Source organism: Micromonospora sp. NPDC049102 (genome assembly GCF_043197485.1).
Taxonomy (GTDB): domain Bacteria; phylum Actinomycetota; class Actinomycetes; order Mycobacteriales; family Micromonosporaceae; genus Micromonospora.
Genome location: NZ_JBICTE010000055.1, coordinates 1 through 17,138 on the forward strand (window position 1 = coordinate 1; position 17,138 = coordinate 17,138).

Genomic DNA, 17,138 nt, shown 5'->3' on the forward strand with positions numbered 1-17,138 from the left:
GCACTCGATCCATGCCTGTCCATCGAATGAGCCAGGCTCATCGATCGGACCCACTGTGCGACACGCCCGACCCACCCACAAAACAAACGCGCTCTGAGCGAATGGCGTGCGTTCCATGGGACGTGTCGGTCAGTGACAGCCCCGGCACGGCGAGTGAATTCGCGCATGACCGGATTTTGACAAACGAGGTCGGTTATCCCAGCGAGAAGTCTGATAGGCGACTGATCTCGACCAACGAGGGCCACGCGCTTCACGGCGATAGAGCGTCCGAAAACGTCAGTAGTGGTATTCCCAGGAAAGATGCCGCCGATGGCTTCTCAGTGTGCTGCGCCGTCGGTACTGGATCGGATGGTGGCCATTCCGCCGACTCTGGCGGAGATGCCGTCCGTGGTGGCGGCGGCCGTGGCGAATACCGACGAGGGACGACCGGCGTTGTGCCCCTGCACGACTTCGATGCTGCTGGGGCGGTTGGTCGCGACCAGGTGTGCGGCAAGGCATCCGGTGCTGTTGGCGTTGACGACGTCCTCGCCGACTCCGATCGCTGGCGCGAACATGCGCGCGGCCGCAGCGTCGCCGGCCGGGGAGAGCGTGTAGACGAAGCAGCCGAGGTAGCCGAGGCGACGGCAATCGGCGGCGAGTCGACCTGGGTCGGGCCGCATCGAGAGCAGGGTCGGCAGTGTCGTGACCGGCACGAGCAGGCGTGGTGTTCCCGGTGAGGCGACGCACGGGAAGTCGTCGGTGGATACGTCGTTCGATCTGATGCCGAGGGCGGCGAGGATGCGGCCGAGCCCTGCGGCAGAGCAGTCCCGCAGCTGCACCTCGCCCTGGTCGAACCAGACCTCGATACCGTTGTCGCGGTGGATCGCGGTGATGTCGAAGGTGCGGCCACCGGTCCGCTGACGGACGTGGCGTTCTACGGCCCGGTGGCGGTGCAACAGGACCGCCTGCGCGGCGATGGTGCCGTGGCCGCAGTTGGTGAGCTCACCGCCGGCGGTGAAGAACCGCACCGTGGGCGTGGTTTCCGCCTCGGTGTCGACGAACGCCGCGTGCGAGGTGCCGGCTCGCCGGACGATCTCGCACCGGGCGCGGTCGCTGAGCGCACCGTCGTCGATCAGCACGGCGGTAGGGCTGCCACCTCGCCCTCGGCGAGTGCAGGCGTCGACGATCGTCACGTCGTGGCCGATGCTTCCGGTCATCCCGGGCTCCCGCCTCGGCGGCCGGGTCGCCGTGCGGCAGACCTGCTGCGCAGCCCACCGCAGCGCTGCCTGGTCGTCGGGGACGTCCCAGCCGGAGTGGAGGCGCAACCTGACACGGCGATCAGTGGCTCTGGACCGGGTGGAGGAAGCACGACAGCAGGTGCCGGAACTCGTGCGGGTGCTCGATCGCCGGTACGTGTCCACATCGGCCGAACACGTGCAGCCGGACGTCGGCCAGGTGTTCGAGCAGAGGCTGAGTCGCCGTACCGAGCGGCGTGACGCGGTCCTCGGCGCCATGCACGAGCAGCACGGGGGCGCGGATCGCCGCCAGCGTCTGCGCCGAGAGGGTGAGATCGTCGACCCAGCGTGCCCTGGGTGGAGGGAACAGTGCGGCGAACGCGGCCTCCCCCGCTCGCATCGCGGCCGCACGGGCCTCGACGGCCGCGTCGGTCACGAGCGCCTGGTCGCGGACGAGGCGACTGAGCATGTCTCGTGCCCCGAGCGGGCCGGCGGGGGCGGCCCAGACCGCGTCGAGATCGGCGGACAACGGCGCTCCGGGGGCACCCATCGTCGAGACCGCCACGACACGGGTGACCTGCTCGGGGCGCGCGGCCGCCAACGCCAGCGCCACCGCACCGCCCATGGAGTGACCCACCACCGCGTAGGACTCGCTGCCGAGTCCATCCATCAAGCGCGCGGCCTGCTCCGTCCACAGCCGCAACCCACCCCTGGAGCCCGCCGGGACAGGCGTACGGCCGAAGCCCGCCTGGTCAGGAGCCACCAGGTGCCAGGACGTGCCCAGCGCCTGCGCCGTCGTCGCCCAGGCGCCGGACCCGGTCGTGCCGGGTCCGGAGCCGTGCAGCATCAGCACCGTGGGCCCGGCGCCGCTCTCCAGGACGTGTACGGGAGAACCGTCGACCGTGACGGTCCGAAGCGCTGTCACCGGGGCAGGCCAGGTGCACTCAAGCCGATGCGGAGCTGACGGACTTCGTGAAGACCTCCATCATCGCCCTGCCGAACTGCGGCATGTCGGGCCACCCCCGGCAGGAGACGAGGTTGCCGTCCACGACGTCGGGTGCGTCGATGACCGTCGCGCCCGCGTTCTCCATGTCACCGGTGATGGGCGGGAAGCAGGCCGTCCTCCGACCCTTCAGCAGCCCGTACACCGCTGGCACCTGCGCGCCGTGGCACACCAGCGCGATGGGGAGGTTGCGCGCGAAGAAGTGCTCGGTGATGCGCCTGACGTCGGCGTCGACCCGGATCCACTCGGGGGCACGTCCCCCGGGGATGATGAGGGCGTCATAGCGCTCGACGTCGACCTCGGCCCAGGGCACGTCGACCGGCAACTTCCGGCCGTTCTTCTCCACGTAGGCGTCGGAGTTGGGGTCGAACTCGTGGATGACCAGTTGCACGTCGCGCGTCGTCCGTGACGAGACGTCGACGTCCCAGCCGCCCTCCTGCACGCGGTAGTAGGGATACATGGTGTCGAGTTCCTCGGCGGCGTCGCCGGTCAGGAGCAGCGCTCTGGGCACCTGCTTCTCCTCGCGTGTGGGGACGGATGTGGTGGATCAGATCCAATCCGATCTGATCGAGTTAGCATTCCTCGACCCAGCCCGCCCGTCAACCCTCCACATTGACTCCGTCCGCGTTCCTGACCTCGTCGAAGATCCGTCGGAAACGCTCGCCGGACCGCAGGATGTGCCGACGCATCGCGTAGGCGGCGCCGTCGGGGTCGCGTGCGGCGATCGCGGCCACGACCTCCTCGTGCTCGGCCATGGCCAGATGGGTGACCTGGGTGTCGTGGTGGAGCCGGAAGAGGTGCACGTGGCTGTGCAGTCGAGCGAGCGCTTCACGGATGACCTGGTTCTCCGCGCTCAGGGCGACGAGATCGTGGAAGGCGGCGTCGCGGAGCCCGAAGGCGCCATAGGCCAGCAGCCCGTTGCCCCCTTCCAGCTCCGCCATCTCCTCCAGCATCCGCCGCAGACCGGCCACCTGCTCGGAGGTTGCGCGCTCGGCGGATCTGCGCGCCGCCGCCGGCTCGAGGAGCAGGCGCACCTCGAGCATGTCCTCGAATCGCTGGCGGGTGATCTGGGGAGGGATGCGGTAGCCGGCATGCGGCACGCGCACGACCAGACCCTCGGCCTCCATCCGGTTGAGGGCGTCTCGGATCGGCGTCTGCGACACTCCCAGCTCCCGCGCCAGGACGTCGATCGTGACGCGCGAACCGGGCTCGATCCGTAGTGACATGAGCTGTCCGAGCAGCGTGTCGTACACCTCGTCGGCAAGCCGGCCGCGCGACCTTCCCGGCGGCATCGCACCCGGCATGGCCCTACGGCCCCGCGCGATCATCGCATCGTCGTCCATCGTGACCTGACGTCCTCTCTTGCGCCTGCGGGAACCTGTTGACATCAGTCACAACGCTGCGGCATTCTGACGCCCCCACAGGATCGTATAGGAAAAGTGGCGGATGATCTTCATCCTCCACCATCGCGGATCGCCGCCATCGCCACGTCGGTCATCCGGCTTCCGCGACGGCCCGGCAACGCGCCTGGACAACCCAGCAACTGCTCGGCGACGCACATAGCGAGGCCTAGAAGTCCCCACCCAGAGAGCAGGCGAGACGATGCGGATTCCGAAGCGAGCAGGACGAACACCCACTCCCGGCCGGAAGGTGCGGCTGGCGACGGCTGCCCTGCTGCTCGTGGCCACGACCATGGCGGCCTGCGGCGACAGCAAGGACGACGACGAGAAGGCGAGCGCTCCCAAGGCACCGGCGACCATCCCGGAACTCACCAAGGACCCGCTGACCCTCAGCTTCATCTGGTTCGACTGGCCGCCCGCCCACGCACTGGAGGACTTCGCGAACGCGGAGTACAAGAAGGAGCGGCCGAACGCGACCATCAAGGTCAACACCGTACCGAACGCGAACTGGCACGACGCGATGTTCACCCAGTTCGCCGCCCGCAAGACCGACTTCGACATCGCGATCCTGGACTCGCAGCACATCGGCGAGGCCGTGACGAACGGCAACATCCTCGACATCACCGACTTCGTCAAGAACAACATCGAGGTCAACGCCTACAACCCGTACCTTCTGGCGGCCTACGGCCAGTTCCCCCAGGCGGAGACCGGCAAACGCGACGAGAACGCCAGCCTGTACGGCCTGCCGCTGCTCGGCGACACCTGGACGATGATCTACCGCAAGGACCTGATCGGCGACAAGCCGCCGCAGACCTGGGACCAGATGATCGCGGCCGCCGCGAAGTGCCAGGCGGACAACCCCGGCGTCAGCGGACTGGCTTTCCACCAGGCCAACGGCTCCGACGCCGCGGCCGTCACCTACAACACGGTCAACGGCGTCTACGGCGGCAACCTCTGGGACGCCAAGAACCGCAAGATCGAGGGCATCCTCAACGACGCGGCGGGCCAGGAGGCGATGGACGTCCTGGTCAACAAGATGAAGCCGCTGACCGCCAAGGGCTCCGGCAACTGGTTCATCGACGAGGTGAACGCGGCCGTCGCCCAGGGCAAGGCGTGCATCGCGTTCAACTGGATCGCCGCGAGCGGCGGGCTGCTCGATCCGAAGCAGTCGACGCTCGGCACCACGCGGGCGCAGATTCTCGACAAGCTGGGCTTTGCCACCCTGCCCACCCAGAAGACGAACCTGGTCCCGCTCGGCGGCATGGGGATGCACGTGTCGGCCTACTCGTCCTCCGCCAACCAGGCCGAGGCCCTGAACTTCATGAAATGGTTCGAGCGGGCCGACATCCAGAAGAAGTGGGCCGCGGCCGGCGGTGTGCCGTCGCGTACGGACGCCCTGCAGTCGCCCGAGTTCCTCAACGCCGGGCCGTTCAACCAGGTGTACGCCGACTCGGTGCCGCGGATGCGGGACATGTGGAACGTGCCCGAGTACGCGCGCCTCGTCGACATCGAGAACACCAACGTGAACGCGGCCCTCAACGGCGCGAAGAAGCCGAAGGATGCGCTCGACGACATCGCCAAGGAGCAGCAGGGCGTCCTCGACTCGAGCGGCCGCAAGGGCGGCGGCGGACTGTGAGTGACGTCGTCCCTTCGACGACCGATCGCCCCGCGCAGGTGGCGTCCACGACGCCACCTGCGCGGGGTCGGTCCCGCCGGCTGAGCGACCGTTGGCTCGCCGTGACGTTCATATCCCCCGCGATGCTGCTGCTGCTGGCCATGTCGGTGTTCCCGTTGCTGTGGGCGTTGTACCTGTCCTTCACCGACTACTCGGCCACCCGCGGGGGGCCCGCCGACTTCATCGGGTTCGGCAACTACACCGCCATCCTGACGTCGGCGCAGGTCCACACGAGGGCCTTGACGACCTTGATCTACGTGGTCGGCGCGGTCGGCCTGCAGACCGTCCTCGGATTCGGCATCGCCTTCCTGATCTCGCGGCGTACGCATGGGCGGGGAGTGCTGACCACGCTGTTCCTGGTGCCGATGATGCTGTCGCCGGTCGTGGTCGGGCTGTTCTGGCGATTCATGCTCGACGCGCAGTTCGGCGTGACCAACAGCATGCTCGGCTCGCTCGGCCTGGGGCAGGTGGAGTGGCTCACCCGACAGCGAACGGCACTGCTCTCCCTGATCGTCGTCGACACCTGGCAATGGACGCCGTTCATCATGCTCATCGCGCTCGCGGGCCTTACCGCCGTGCCCAAGTACCTGTACGAGGCCGCCTCGATCGACCGGGCTTCCGAGTGGTTCCGGTTCCGCACCATCACTCTTCCGCTGGTGTGGCCGCTGCTGCTCATCGCCGTGATGTTCCGGGCCATCGAGGCGTTCCGGCTGTTCGACCTCGTCTACATCCTGACCAATGGAGGGCCGGGCGTCTCCACCGAGACATTGTCGTTCCACATCTACAAGGTCGCGTTCCTCGGCTTCAACACCGGAACCGCCTCGGCGTACGGAATCCTCATGGTCCTCGTCGTCATCGTCCTCACGCAGTTCTACCTGCGCTACCTGAACAAGCTCAAGGAGGGCTGATGGCCGTCTCCGTCGACGAGGCCGTATCGACAGGCCCCGCCCGGGGTCACACTCCGCCCGCGCGGCGCCTTGGTAGCCGGGGTCGCTCCGTGCTGGAGGTCGCGCTGTTGACCGCGCTGGCCGTCGTGATGCTCTTCCCGGTGCTCTGGATGATCGAGACGTCCATCAAGGAGAACCGGGACGTCTACGCCATCCCGGCCAAGTTCTTCGACTTCACGGTCACCCTGGATCACTACCGGGACGTGTTCGTCGACCCGAACGGCGGTCGCTCGGCCCTGTCCGTCTCGTTCCTCAACTCCGTCGTGGTCGCCGGGGTCTCCACGGTGCTGGCCACCGTGCTGGGTGTGCCAGCGGCCTGGGCCTACTCGCGCTTCGCCGTGAAGGCCAAGAAGGACCAGCTGTTCTTCATCCTGTCGACCCGCTTCATGCCGCCGGTCGTGGTCGTGATCCCGATCTTCCTCATGTACCGCCAGGTCGGGCTCATCGACAACAAGATCGGTCTGATCCTCATCTACACCGCGTTCAACGTTCCGTTCACGATCTGGATGATGAAGGGGTTCGTCGACGAGGTGCCCGCGGAGTACGAGGATGCCGCCATGCTCGACGGCTACACCCGCTTGCAGTCGTTCTGGCGATTCACCCTTCCCCTGCTCGTACCCGGCATAGCCGCGACGGCGGTCTTCGCGCTCATCTTCTCGTGGAACGAGTTCGTGTTCGCCACCTTCCTCACCTCCAGCGACGACGTGCGGACGGCTCCGCCCGCCATCGCCGGCCTCATCGGCGGCACGACGACGGACTGGGGGCTCGTCGCGGCCGCCTCGGTGGTGTTCGCCCTGCCGGTGCTCGTCTTCGCGTACCTGGTGCGCAAGCACCTCGTCGCCGGCGTGACGCTCGGGGCGGTGCGACGCTGATGGCGGGCATCGAGGTGACGGCCCTGCACAAGCGCTACCCGGACGGGACGGTCGCGGTCGACCACGTGGACCTGTCCATCGAGGACGGCGAGCTGTTCGTGATGCTCGGCCCCTCGGGCTGCGGCAAGACGACCACGCTGCGGGCCATCGCCGGCCTGGAGAGGCAGACGACCGGCGACATCCGGATCGGCGACACGCTGGTCAACGACCTGCCACCCGCCGAGCGCGACATCGCCATGGTGTTCCAGTTCTACGCTCTCTATCCGCACCTCCGGACGCGCGACAACCTGGCGTTCCCACTGCGGGCCGAGGGGCTACCCAAGTCGGAGGTGCAGAAGCGGGTCGACGAGGCCGCCCGGCTGATGCGGCTAGGTCCGCTTCTGGACCGGCGACCGCGCCAACTGTCCGGCGGCGAGCAGCAGCGCGTCGCGCTTGCTCGTGCCCTGGTGCGGCGACCGCGCGCGTTCCTCATGGACGAGCCCCTCACCAATCTGGACGCCGAGCTGAGAGCCGACATGCGCACCGAGATCAAGCACCTGCAAGGGGAACTCGGGGCGACGATGGTCTACGTCACCCACGACCAGGTCGAGGCCATGTCACTCGGTCACCGGATCGCCATCCTCAACAAGGGCCGCGTGGAGCAGATCGGCACGCCACTGGAGGTCTACGACCGCCCGGCGAGTCTCTTCTGCGCCGCGTTCATCGGCTCCCCGCCGATGAACCTGATCGACGTGGAGGTGGCCGACGGCACGCTGCACAGTCAGGGCGGACTGGTCCTCACGCCGCCGCCGGGCCTGCCGCGTGACCGCCGCCTGGTCGCCGGCGTCCGGCCAGAGGCCCTGGAGGTCGGCGCGCCAGGGGCGGAGGGCTCGATCCCGGCCCGGGTGGTCTCGGTGGAGTGGCTGGGCGACGAGATCATCTACGTGGTCGACCACGGCGGCCAGCGCGACGTACGGGTTCGGATGCCACCGACTGTCCGTTTCGCCGCCGACGCGAAGGTCGGACTGCGGCACACCGGTGGAACCCCCGCTGTCTACGACGTGAGCACGGAAGAGCTGGTGGGCTGATGGGAACCGTGGCAGCGCAAGGGCTACGCAAGTCCTTCGGGAAGGTCCAAGCCCTCGACGGGGTGACGTTGGACGTGCCGGACGGCTCGTTCTTCGTCGTACTCGGGCCCTCCGGGGCGGGCAAGACGACGACCCTGCGAGCGATAGCGGGCCTGGAGAAGCTCGACGCCGGGTCGGTGCACCTGGACGGCAGGGACGCGACCGGCGACGCCCCGGCCGCACGCGACCTGGCCATGGTCTTCCAGAGCTACGCCCTCTACCCGCGACACACCGCGTACGAGAACATCGCATCGCCGCTGCGGGCACGCCGCTGTTCGTCGAGCGAGATCGCCGCTGCCGTCGAGCAGATGTCGAGCCTGCTGCACATCGAACGTCTGCTGCAGCGTCGCCCGGCGCAGTTGTCGGGCGGTGAGATGCAGCGTGTCGCCCTGGCCCGGGCGCTGGTCCGTCGCCCGCGCGCGTTCCTCATGGACGAGCCGCTGACGAACCTCGACCTCAAGCTCCGCGTCGAGATGCGCACCGAACTCACCCGCATTCACCGCAGCCTCGGAGCAACCTTCGTCTACGTGACAAACGACCAGGTCGAGGCCCTGTCCATGGCCGACCAGGTGGCGGTCCTCAAGGAGGGGAAGGTGCAGCAGGTCGGCACGCCTACCGAGGTGTACGAGCGTCCCGCCAACCAGTGGGTCGCGGGATTCGTCGGGAGCCCGCCGATCAGCCTGCTCGCCTGTAAGGCCGAGGGAGACCGTCTGATCGGTACCGAGGGCTGGACGCTGCCGCGACCCCAGTGGACCACGGCCGAGGACGGTCGCCCGCTGCTGCTGGGCCTGCGTGCCGAGGATCTGTCGGTCGAGCAGCGCGGGGACGCGTCGTTGTCGGGAGAGCTCTACGGGCTCGAGCCGCTCGGCGACCGAACGGTTGTCGACGTCCGGGTGGGGACGGCGATCCTCAAGGTCAAGGCACGGCCCACCGTCACGGGTACGCCGGGCGAACGCCTGCGTGTCACGGTCGACCTGGACCGTGCGCACCTGTTCGACGCGGACACCGGACTGTCGCTGTCCGCGGCCGGGCGGTAGTCGCCGCATCGCCAAGAAGAGCACAGGAGGCGACGCAATGAACGACCCGATGAACGTCCTGGCCCCCGAACACCGGCGGCTCCGGATCGGCGACGCCTGGCGCGACGCCGCGAGCGGAGCCACCTTCGCCGTCGAGGACCCGGCCACCGGCAAGACCATCGCCGAGGTGGCGGACGCCGACGTCGTCGACGGACTCGCCGCCCTGGACGCGGCGAGCACGGCCATGACGGCGTGGGCCGCGACCCCGCCACGGAAACGGTCGGAGTTGTTGACCGCGACGTACCGGGCGTTGACCGAGCGATCCGAGGAGGTCGCCCGGCTGATAACGCTCGAGATGGGCAAGCCGCTCGCCGAGGCTCGGGCCGAGGTGGCCTACGGCGCCGAGTTCTTCCGTTGGTTCGCGGAGGAGGCGGTGCGCGTCGAGGGCCGGTACAACATCGCTCCCGGAGGTGGATACCGCATCCTCACCGTGCCGAAGCCGGTCGGACCGTGCGTCTTCGTGACGCCCTGGAACTTTCCGTTGGCCATGGGCGCCCGCAAGATCGCTCCCGCGCTGGCCGCAGGCTGCACGACGATCACCAAGCCAGCAGGCCAGACGCCACTCACCATGCTGCTCCTGGCCCGCATCATGGAGGAGGTGGGCGTCCCCCCGGGCGTCGTCAACGTGGTGACCACCAAGCGTTCCGGCAGGGTCGTCTCCGCGCTGTTGGCCGACAGTCGGACCCGCAAGCTCTCGTTCACCGGGTCGACCGAGGTCGGACGCGTGCTGCTCCGGCAGGCCGCGGACAACGTACTGCGTACCTCGATGGAACTGGGTGGCAACGCGGCCCTGATCGTGTGCGCGGACGCCGACCTGGACGTCGCGCTCGACGGCGCGATGGTGGCCAAGATGCGCAACATCGGCGAGTCCTGCATCGCGGCCAACCGGATCTACGTCGAGGAGTCGGTGCGCGAGGAGTTCACGGCGCGTTTCGCCGAGCGGATGGGTGCGCTTGCCGTGGGCCACGGTCTCGACGACGGCGTCGACGTCGGGGCGTTGATCGACGACGCCTCGGTCACCACGATCGACGAGCTCGTCGCCGACGCGGTCGACCGCGGCGCCCGCGTCCTGGTGGGCGGCGAGCGTCCGGACGGGCCGGGTCACTTCTACCCGCCCACGGTCCTCGTCGACGTACCCGACGACGCGCGGATGCTCAAGACCGAGATCTTCGGTCCGGTGGCGCCGATCATGTCGTTCACGTCCGACGACGAGGTGCTGGCGAAGGCCAACGACACCGAGCACGGCCTGGTCGGGTACGTCTTCACCCGCGACCTGCAACGAGCCCTCCGGTTCGCCGAGGGCCTGCAGACCGGGATGCTCGGCATCAACCGTGGCCTGATATCGGACCCGTCAGCTCCGTTCGGAGGGGTCAAGCAGTCCGGGATCGGCAAGGAGGGGTCGCACGAGGGCATCCTCGAATACCTCGACCTCACCTACGCGGCGATCGACCTGCCGTGACCGGCCTGCCGTCCCGGGCTTGCGCCCCGTACATCGCCGTCGACGTTCTGGAGAGGCACCGACATGCTTGAGACCGTCCGCGGGCCACGCCAGCTGATAGTGGGCGAAGGGGTCGCACAGAACATCCCACGGGTGGTCGCCGAGAGTGGCTCGCGAGTCCTCATCGTGACCGACCAGGTTCTCCTGGGGCAGCCGGGCGTGGCCGACATCGTGGCCGCCGTGCGGGAGAAGGTCGCGGTCGTCGAGGTGTTCTCCGAGGCGACCTCGGACGTGCCGCTCTCCGATGTCGCCCGTGCCGTCTCGGTCGCCGCCGAGGTGGACGCCGACGTCATCCTCGCCATCGGGGGTGGCACGGTGATCGACCTCGCCAAGATCGTTGGCGTCATCCGACGGCACGGTGGGACGCCGCGCGACTTCTACGGCGAGTCGAAGGTGCCGGGGCCGACGCTTCCGCTCGTGGCGGTCCCGACGACGTCGGGCACCGGTTCCGAGCTCACGCCCGTCGCGGTGTTGACCGACCCGGACCGCGAGCTGAAGGTGGGGGTCTCCAGCGTCCACATCGTGCCCGACTTCGCCATCGTGGACCCCGAACTCACCTACACCTGCCCGGCGACCGTCACCGCCCACTCCGGCATCGACGCGTTCTGTCACGCCGTGGAGAGCTACACCGCGCGGCCCCGGCCCCACGGGCCGCGCGACCCGGTGGAGCAGGTGTTCCTCGGCCGCAACCCGATCACCGACCACTACGCGCTCCTGGCCGCGGAGCGGATCGCCCGCAGCCTGCGTCGCGCGGTCCGGGACGGAGACGACACGGACGCCCGTGCCGACATGTCCTACGGGTCGATGCTCGCCGGACTCGCCTTCTCCCACGCGGGCAACGCGGCCCCACACGCTCTCCAGTACCCCATCGGCGCAGCCACGCACACACCGCACGGTCTGGGCGTCGGGCTGCTACTCCCCTACGCTCTCGACGCGGCCAGGGATGCCATCAGCGACCGGTTGGCCATCCTCGCCGGGGTGTGCGGGCTCGACGTGACCGGCGCGTCCGATGCCGAGGCCGCGGACGCGTTCCTCAGCTGGCTCGACGGGCTCCTGGCCGACATCGGCATCCCTCCCACTCTGGCGGACATCGGCGTGGCTCGCGACGATCTGCCGCGCTTCGCGGAGATGGCCGGTGGCGTCACCCGCCTGATCCAGAATCACCCGGGCCCGACCGACACCGCCAGCCTGACCGCGATCCTGGAAGCGGCCTGGACCGGGGACCGGACACGACTGTCCTGACTCCGAGCGGGGATCCGCCCCGAATGATCGTTCGTCCGACCATGCCCATGCTCGGTCGGCTCACGTCGGCGAGGTCGAAGCACACCCCGCAGGATCGCTGCGGTGATTGCCTTGCCCGGATAGGGCTTGAACGCCACCGGGCTCCGAAACAGCACGGTGTCCGGCCAGGGTCGCCTCGATTGCATCGGCGTCGCCTGCCGCCACCGCCCCGAGCGATGACCAGCCAGCACGCCATGATCACGATCCGCGCGTGGGGAACTAGACTACATCGGACATCGGCGTCGGGCTGCTCGGCACGTTGCCTCCGATCCTGTTGGCGGCGTCCGGGTTCATCGCGCCGCGCGTCGCCCGCGGCTTCGGCCTCGACGGCGGCATCGTGCTCGCGCTGCTGCTCATGACCCTCGGCCATCTCGTGCGCGCGTTCGCCCCGGGCTTCGCGGTGCTGCTCGTCGGCAGTGTCGTCGCGCTCGCCGGTACGGGCATCGGCAACGTGCTGCTGCCGCCGACCGTGCGGCGATACTTCCCCGACCGGGTAGCGCTGCTGACCGCCGTCTACGTCCGCATCGTGGGCGTGAGCACGGCCGTGCCCGCCGCGGCCGCCGCTCCGGTCGCCGAGCAGATCGGCTGGCGGTTCTCGCTCGGCATCTGGTCGGTCACCTCGGTGGTCGCGCTCGCTCCGTGGCTCGTCATCATCGCGCGGGAGCGCCGCCAGCGACTTGGGGATGCCGTCGCTGTCGACTCCTCGCCTGCCGCCCTCGTCACGCGACTGTGGCGGTCACGCGTGGCCCTGGCGATCACCGTCGTGTTCTCGACCAGCACGATCTGCACCTACGCGGCCTTCGCCTGGCTCCCCGAGATCCTCGGCGACATCGCCGGCTCGACGCCGACCGAGGCCGGTGTGCTGCTCGCCGTCACCGGCATCGTCAGCGTGCCCGGCGCACTCGTCGCGCCCCTCCTCGTCGCGCGACTGCGCAATGTCGGCTGGCTGTTCGCCGCCGGTATCGCGAGCTTCGTGCTCGGCTACCTCGGCCTGCTGCTCGCGCCCGCGACACTCACGCTGCTCTGGGTGCTGCTCATCGGCTCGGGGTCGATCCTGTTCCCGGCCTGCCTCGTGCTCATCAACGTCCGTACCCGGACGCAGGTCGGCACCGTCGCGCTGAGCGGCTTCACCCAGGGGGTCGCGTACGCGTTCGGCGCACTCGGTCCGCTCGCCCGCTAGGTGTGCTGTCCGGTCCTCGGTCGGGCGGACGGCGGACGGCGGACGGCGGACACCACGATGAGGGTGATGCCTGTGAGTCATCTTGATGACCCACAGGCATCACGCTCAATGGAGGGGGCGGCTCCGATCCGGCCGGACCACGGGCCCGCGAGCGACGGTTCACCAGCGGCCGAAACGGCCGGTCCTCTCGGCCTCCGCAGGCCGGCCAGGGGCTTTGACACACGGCCTAGCGGCACCGCTGGACGCTATCCTCGCCCGCGCCTTCCTCGCCGCCGCCCATGGCGGTCAGCCCGACCCGGCCGGGCCGATCGCGCTGATCGTCGTCCAACTACGTCACCGGTTCGCCGACCCTGCGCCGAACGCGGGCGGGCTACTAGCATGCGAGCGTGGCTCATGTTGCCCAGGCCCGCAGGCCGTACCCGCTGCTTGTCGCCGCGGTGGTCCTGTTGGTCCTCGGCGCGGCAATGGCCTGGGCTGTCGGCGACACGCTGGGGTTGAGCCACGCCCCCGCCGTAGTCCCCCGCGAGGAGGCTGTCGCCGCGCCGACGCGGACGCCCGCGCCGCTCCCGCCGTTGGCGTCCCTCGTCGTGCCCGACGAGCCGCGCCTCACGAAGGCCGCGGCCGCCGTCGCCGACGCGGTCGTTCGCCGCGGCCTGCCCCGGCCGGCGCTCGTTCCGGCCGCACCGAACTCGGCCGGGTCCGCGACGGCCCCGCCGGGCACCGGCACGGCACGCCGCGCGGCCCCGGACCTGTCGGCGGTCCGCACGCTGCGGGCGAGCGTGCTGACCGCCCTCGGCGGGACGCCCGAGTCGTACCGGCTCGACGTGCGCGACACCGAGCTGACCGTCCAGGGCGGCGACGTCGCGGGCGTGGCAGCCGGGATGTACCGGCTGGCCGACCGGATCAGCTCCGGTGCCGACGCGATCCCCGCAGCGGACGCGGGTCGGATGGTCACTCCCCGGCTCGAGCTGCGGCTGACCGACGCCGGTTCGGTGGGGCGCGAGCCCGAACCGGCCGTCTTCGCCGCCGGCGACGACTACGGCCTGAACACCGACGTGGTCGGGTCGGCGGTGCTGCCTCGCGCGCCATGGGTGGACGCGGGCGCGGTGGCCCGCATCGGCGCACAGTTTCGGCAGTTCGTCGACCACTCGGTGGCACAGGGCTTCAACGGAATCGTCGTACCCGGCTTCCTCGAGTACGTCACGTTCGCCGAGGTTGGTGACGGGCACGCGGTCTATCCGCCCGGCGACCCGCACGTCGACCGCGCGCGGGCGCTGGTCGCGGCGTTCGGCCCCGTCTTCCGGTACGCCGAGGACATGGGCGTGCGGGTGTTCCTGCTGACCGACATGCTCGCGGTGTCGCCTCCACTGGAGGCGTACCTGACGCGGACGGTCGGCGGCCTCGACGTGGCCGACCCTCGACTGTGGTCGGTCTACCAGGCCGGCCTGGCCGAGCTGTTCGAGAGCATGCCGTTCGTCGACGGCCTGATGGTCCGCATCGGCGAGGGCGTACGAGCGGTCGCGGAACGGCTGACCGCCACGCAGAGCAGCGCGGGAACCCTCGCCGAGCGGGTCATCGTCGCTCCGGCCGGGCTGCCGACCGACGCGGCGCGGACGGTCCGCGAGTGGCCCGGGGTGCAGGCGGCCACCGGTGTGCACCGTACCCAGGTGGTGGTGCGGGCGCTCGACGGCATCGAGCCGATCAGCGCCCGTTCGGTCGACCCGGCGGCCGACACCGCGTTGACCACCTGGTCGGCCGGGCAACCGGACGCCCAGGTGCTCGACGCCGCCACCCGTACGCGCCTGGTCGGCACCGACCTGGCGCTGGGCGCCTGGCTGCACCGGCTGCTGATCGGCGTGATGGTGGGGTACGCGGCAGTGGCGGCGGCCACCACGATGGTGATGGCCGCGCTGGCCCGCCGCCGCGAGTTGGCGTTGCTGCAACTGGTCGGAGTCACCCGCGGTCAGATTCGCGGGATGGTCCAGGCCGAACAGGCCGGGCTCCTCGGCACCGCCGTGCTGATCGGCGCGACGATCGCGGTGTTGACCCTCAGCGCGATCGTCTACGGACTCACCGGCAGCCCGATCCCGTACGTCCCGCCGCTCGGTTGGGTGGCGGTGCTCGGGGGCACGACACTGCCGGCGTTGACAGCCACGGTCTGGCCCGTCCGAAGGCTGCTCAACGCCCCTCCGATCGACGACATCGGTGTCAAGGAGTGAGCGTCGCGGTCAGGGCATCAGTGCGTCGGGCGATGCCTTGCCGCGGATGAGGTGGACGTGATCCACCTCGCAGCATTTGCCTCTAACGTCAACGTGAGGTTCTAGCGTGTTGGGTATGCGAATCAACGGCTCAACCGCTCTCGTGACCGGTGCCAACCGCGGCCTCGGCAAGGCCTTCGTCGAGGCACTCCTCGCCCGTGGCGCCACCGTCTATGCGACCGCCCGTCGCGTGGAAAGCATCGACATCCCCGGTGCCGTCCCCCTCCAGTTGGACATCACGGACCTGGCGTCCATCGAGGCAGCGGCGGCCCAGGTGGGCGACCTCGACATCCTCGTCAACAACGCCGGCACCTCCACGCAAGCCCCGCTGCTCGGTCCCTCCACGGAGAACATCCGCAAAGACTTCGACACCAACTTCTGGGGCACGCTCAACGTCACCCGCGCCTTCGCGCCGAAGCTGGCCGGTGGCGCCATCCTCAACGTCATCTCGGCGCTGAGCTGGTACACCTTCTCTCCCGGCAGCAACGGCTACGCCGCCTCCAAGGCCGCAGAATGGTCCCTGACGAATGGCCTCCGACTCGAGCTGGCCGACCAGAAGACCCTGGTCACCGCCCTGGCGCTGGCGATCGCCGACACGGACATGATGGCCGGCATCGACATCCCCAAGCTCGCGCCCCACGAGGTGGTCACCCAGGCCCTCGACGGACTCGAAGCGGGCAGGATCGAAGTCATCGCCGACAGGCCCACCGCCAACGTCAAGGCCTCCCTCTCCCGCGACCCCGCCCTCTTCTACGCCGACATCACCGGCAACCTGTTCGGGTGAGCTTGCCCGCAGGGGTGGCGGCTTGACCAGAGGCGTACACCCGATGCTGCGGCCGGCTCCCCGGTGGAGCCGGCCGCCGCCTGACCGCCGGCGGCCCGAGCGGTCGCTCCACCTCGTGGTCATGCCCCTCGCCCGCCGTAAGCAGACGGTAATCCGGTCCTGCCTGGCGACAGCGAGGTCCTGCGGCTTGACTTGAACCGTGACTCGCCGTCTTCTCCGCACTCCCGTCACCTGGATCGTCGTCGCCGTGTTCGGCATCGGTGTCGCAGGAGCCTTCTACTGGTTCCAGCCTTGGCGGTTGTTCACCGACACGGTCGTGGCGGACACCCTCTCCACCGTCCCGCAGCCGTCCCGTTCCCCATTCCCATCCCCAGCTGCGGACATTCCGGCCTCGCCGGCTGTTCTCGCGGAGGGTACGTTCGTCACACACGAGCACGACACCAGCGGCACGGTCCGGATGGTCCGCAACCCGGACGGCAGCCACCAGCTCGAAATCGAAGGGCTGGACACCAGCGACGGGCCTGACCTGCGGGTGTGGTTGTCCGATCAGCGGGTCCGTGCAGGCACCGCCGGCTGGCGGGTGTTCGACGACGGCCAGTACGCGGAATTGGGCAAGCTGAAAGGTAACCACGGCGATCAGGTGTACCGGTTGGCCGCTGGAGTCGATCCGACGGCGTTCCGCAGTGTCAGCATCTGGTGCAAGCGATTCGCTGTCTCGTTCGGTGCTGCGGAACTTGCCGCCGTCCCGTCCTAGACGAGTAGTTCCGAACCCGTCAGTGGTCGTAGGCAATGAGTGATCGGGTGACGGGTGCTCCGGTCTTGTTGTTGTGCCAGATCGCGGCGG

15 protein-coding genes are annotated in these 17,138 nt (G+C 69.3%); 11 read left to right on the forward strand and 4 right to left on the reverse strand.

Annotated features, from left to right (window positions below; all coding sequences use genetic code 11):
* Positions 1 to 317 precede the first annotated feature (317 nt).
* The 4 genes from ACGFH9_RS30320 to ACGFH9_RS30335 form a co-directional block, all read right to left on the reverse strand.
* The gene (locus tag ACGFH9_RS30320) at positions 318 to 1,196 is read right to left on the reverse strand and encodes a PhzF family phenazine biosynthesis protein (RefSeq protein ID WP_393226136.1); all 879 of its coding nucleotides are present in this window, start codon (positions 1,194 to 1,196) and stop codon (positions 318 to 320) included.
* A 121-nt stretch (positions 1,197 to 1,317) separates the two neighbouring features.
* On the reverse strand, positions 1,318 to 2,139 hold the full coding sequence (locus ACGFH9_RS30325) for an alpha/beta fold hydrolase (RefSeq protein ID WP_393226139.1): 822 nt from the start codon (positions 2,137 to 2,139) through the stop codon (positions 1,318 to 1,320).
* A gap of 19 nt (positions 2,140 to 2,158) precedes the next feature.
* Positions 2,159 to 2,728 (reverse strand): DJ-1/PfpI family protein, encoded by a 570-nt coding sequence (locus tag ACGFH9_RS30330; RefSeq protein WP_393226142.1) that lies wholly within the window; start codon positions 2,726 to 2,728, stop codon positions 2,159 to 2,161.
* Between the two features lie 88 nt (positions 2,729 to 2,816).
* Positions 2,817 to 3,560: a GntR family transcriptional regulator gene (locus ACGFH9_RS30335; RefSeq protein ID WP_393226145.1), complete on the reverse strand. Its 744-nt coding sequence runs from the start codon at positions 3,558 to 3,560 to the stop codon at positions 2,817 to 2,819.
* Positions 3,561 to 3,819: 259 nt separating this feature from the next.
* On the opposite strand from ACGFH9_RS30335, the gene ACGFH9_RS30340 reads away from it, so the two are divergent.
* From ACGFH9_RS30340 to ACGFH9_RS30390, 11 genes are all read left to right on the forward strand, one after another.
* Positions 3,820 to 5,253 (forward strand): extracellular solute-binding protein, encoded by a 1,434-nt coding sequence (locus tag ACGFH9_RS30340; RefSeq protein ID WP_393226148.1) that lies wholly within the window; start codon positions 3,820 to 3,822, stop codon positions 5,251 to 5,253.
* Between the two features lie 101 nt (positions 5,254 to 5,354).
* Positions 5,355 to 6,200, forward strand: a complete 846-nt coding sequence (locus ACGFH9_RS30345) for a carbohydrate ABC transporter permease (RefSeq protein WP_393226151.1) — start codon at positions 5,355 to 5,357, stop codon at positions 6,198 to 6,200.
* Positions 6,200 to 7,111: a carbohydrate ABC transporter permease gene (locus ACGFH9_RS30350; RefSeq protein ID WP_393226154.1), complete on the forward strand. Its 912-nt coding sequence runs from the start codon at positions 6,200 to 6,202 to the stop codon at positions 7,109 to 7,111. Before ACGFH9_RS30345 ends, ACGFH9_RS30350 begins: the two co-directional genes overlap by 1 nt.
* Complete coding sequence (locus tag ACGFH9_RS30355) at positions 7,111 to 8,178, forward strand: ABC transporter ATP-binding protein (protein WP_393226157.1); 1,068 nt, start codon at positions 7,111 to 7,113, stop codon at positions 8,176 to 8,178. Before ACGFH9_RS30350 ends, ACGFH9_RS30355 begins: the two co-directional genes overlap by 1 nt.
* Positions 8,178 to 9,254, forward strand: a complete 1,077-nt coding sequence (locus ACGFH9_RS30360; protein ID WP_393226160.1) for an ABC transporter ATP-binding protein — start codon at positions 8,178 to 8,180, stop codon at positions 9,252 to 9,254. The genes ACGFH9_RS30355 and ACGFH9_RS30360 overlap by 1 nt, the downstream gene beginning before the upstream one ends.
* 37 nt (positions 9,255 to 9,291) lie before the next feature.
* Positions 9,292 to 10,752 carry an NAD-dependent succinate-semialdehyde dehydrogenase gene (locus tag ACGFH9_RS30365; RefSeq protein WP_393226162.1) on the forward strand — a complete coding sequence of 487 codons (1,461 nt, stop codon included), beginning with the start codon at positions 9,292 to 9,294 and terminating at the stop codon, positions 10,750 to 10,752.
* A gap of 132 nt (positions 10,753 to 10,884) precedes the next feature.
* Positions 10,885 to 12,033 (forward strand): iron-containing alcohol dehydrogenase, encoded by a 1,149-nt coding sequence (locus ACGFH9_RS30370; protein ID WP_393226165.1) that lies wholly within the window; start codon positions 10,885 to 10,887, stop codon positions 12,031 to 12,033.
* 286 nt (positions 12,034 to 12,319) lie between these two features.
* Positions 12,320 to 13,252 (forward strand): CynX/NimT family MFS transporter, encoded by a 933-nt coding sequence (locus ACGFH9_RS30375; RefSeq protein ID WP_393226177.1) that lies wholly within the window; start codon positions 12,320 to 12,322, stop codon positions 13,250 to 13,252.
* A 386-nt stretch (positions 13,253 to 13,638) separates the two neighbouring features.
* Entirely contained in the window at positions 13,639 to 15,471 is a 1,833-nt protein-coding gene (locus tag ACGFH9_RS30380; RefSeq protein ID WP_393226168.1) for an FtsX-like permease family protein, read from the forward strand.
* 115 nt (positions 15,472 to 15,586) lie between these two features.
* Positions 15,587 to 16,294, forward strand: coding sequence for an SDR family oxidoreductase (locus tag ACGFH9_RS30385; protein ID WP_393226171.1), 708 nt, complete (start codon positions 15,587 to 15,589; stop codon positions 16,292 to 16,294).
* 199 nt (positions 16,295 to 16,493) lie between these two features.
* A complete protein-coding gene (locus ACGFH9_RS30390) occupies positions 16,494 to 17,048 on the forward strand; it encodes a DM13 domain-containing protein (protein ID WP_393226174.1) in 555 nt (184 codons plus the stop codon).
* The last annotated feature ends 90 nt before the right edge of the window (positions 17,049 to 17,138 follow it).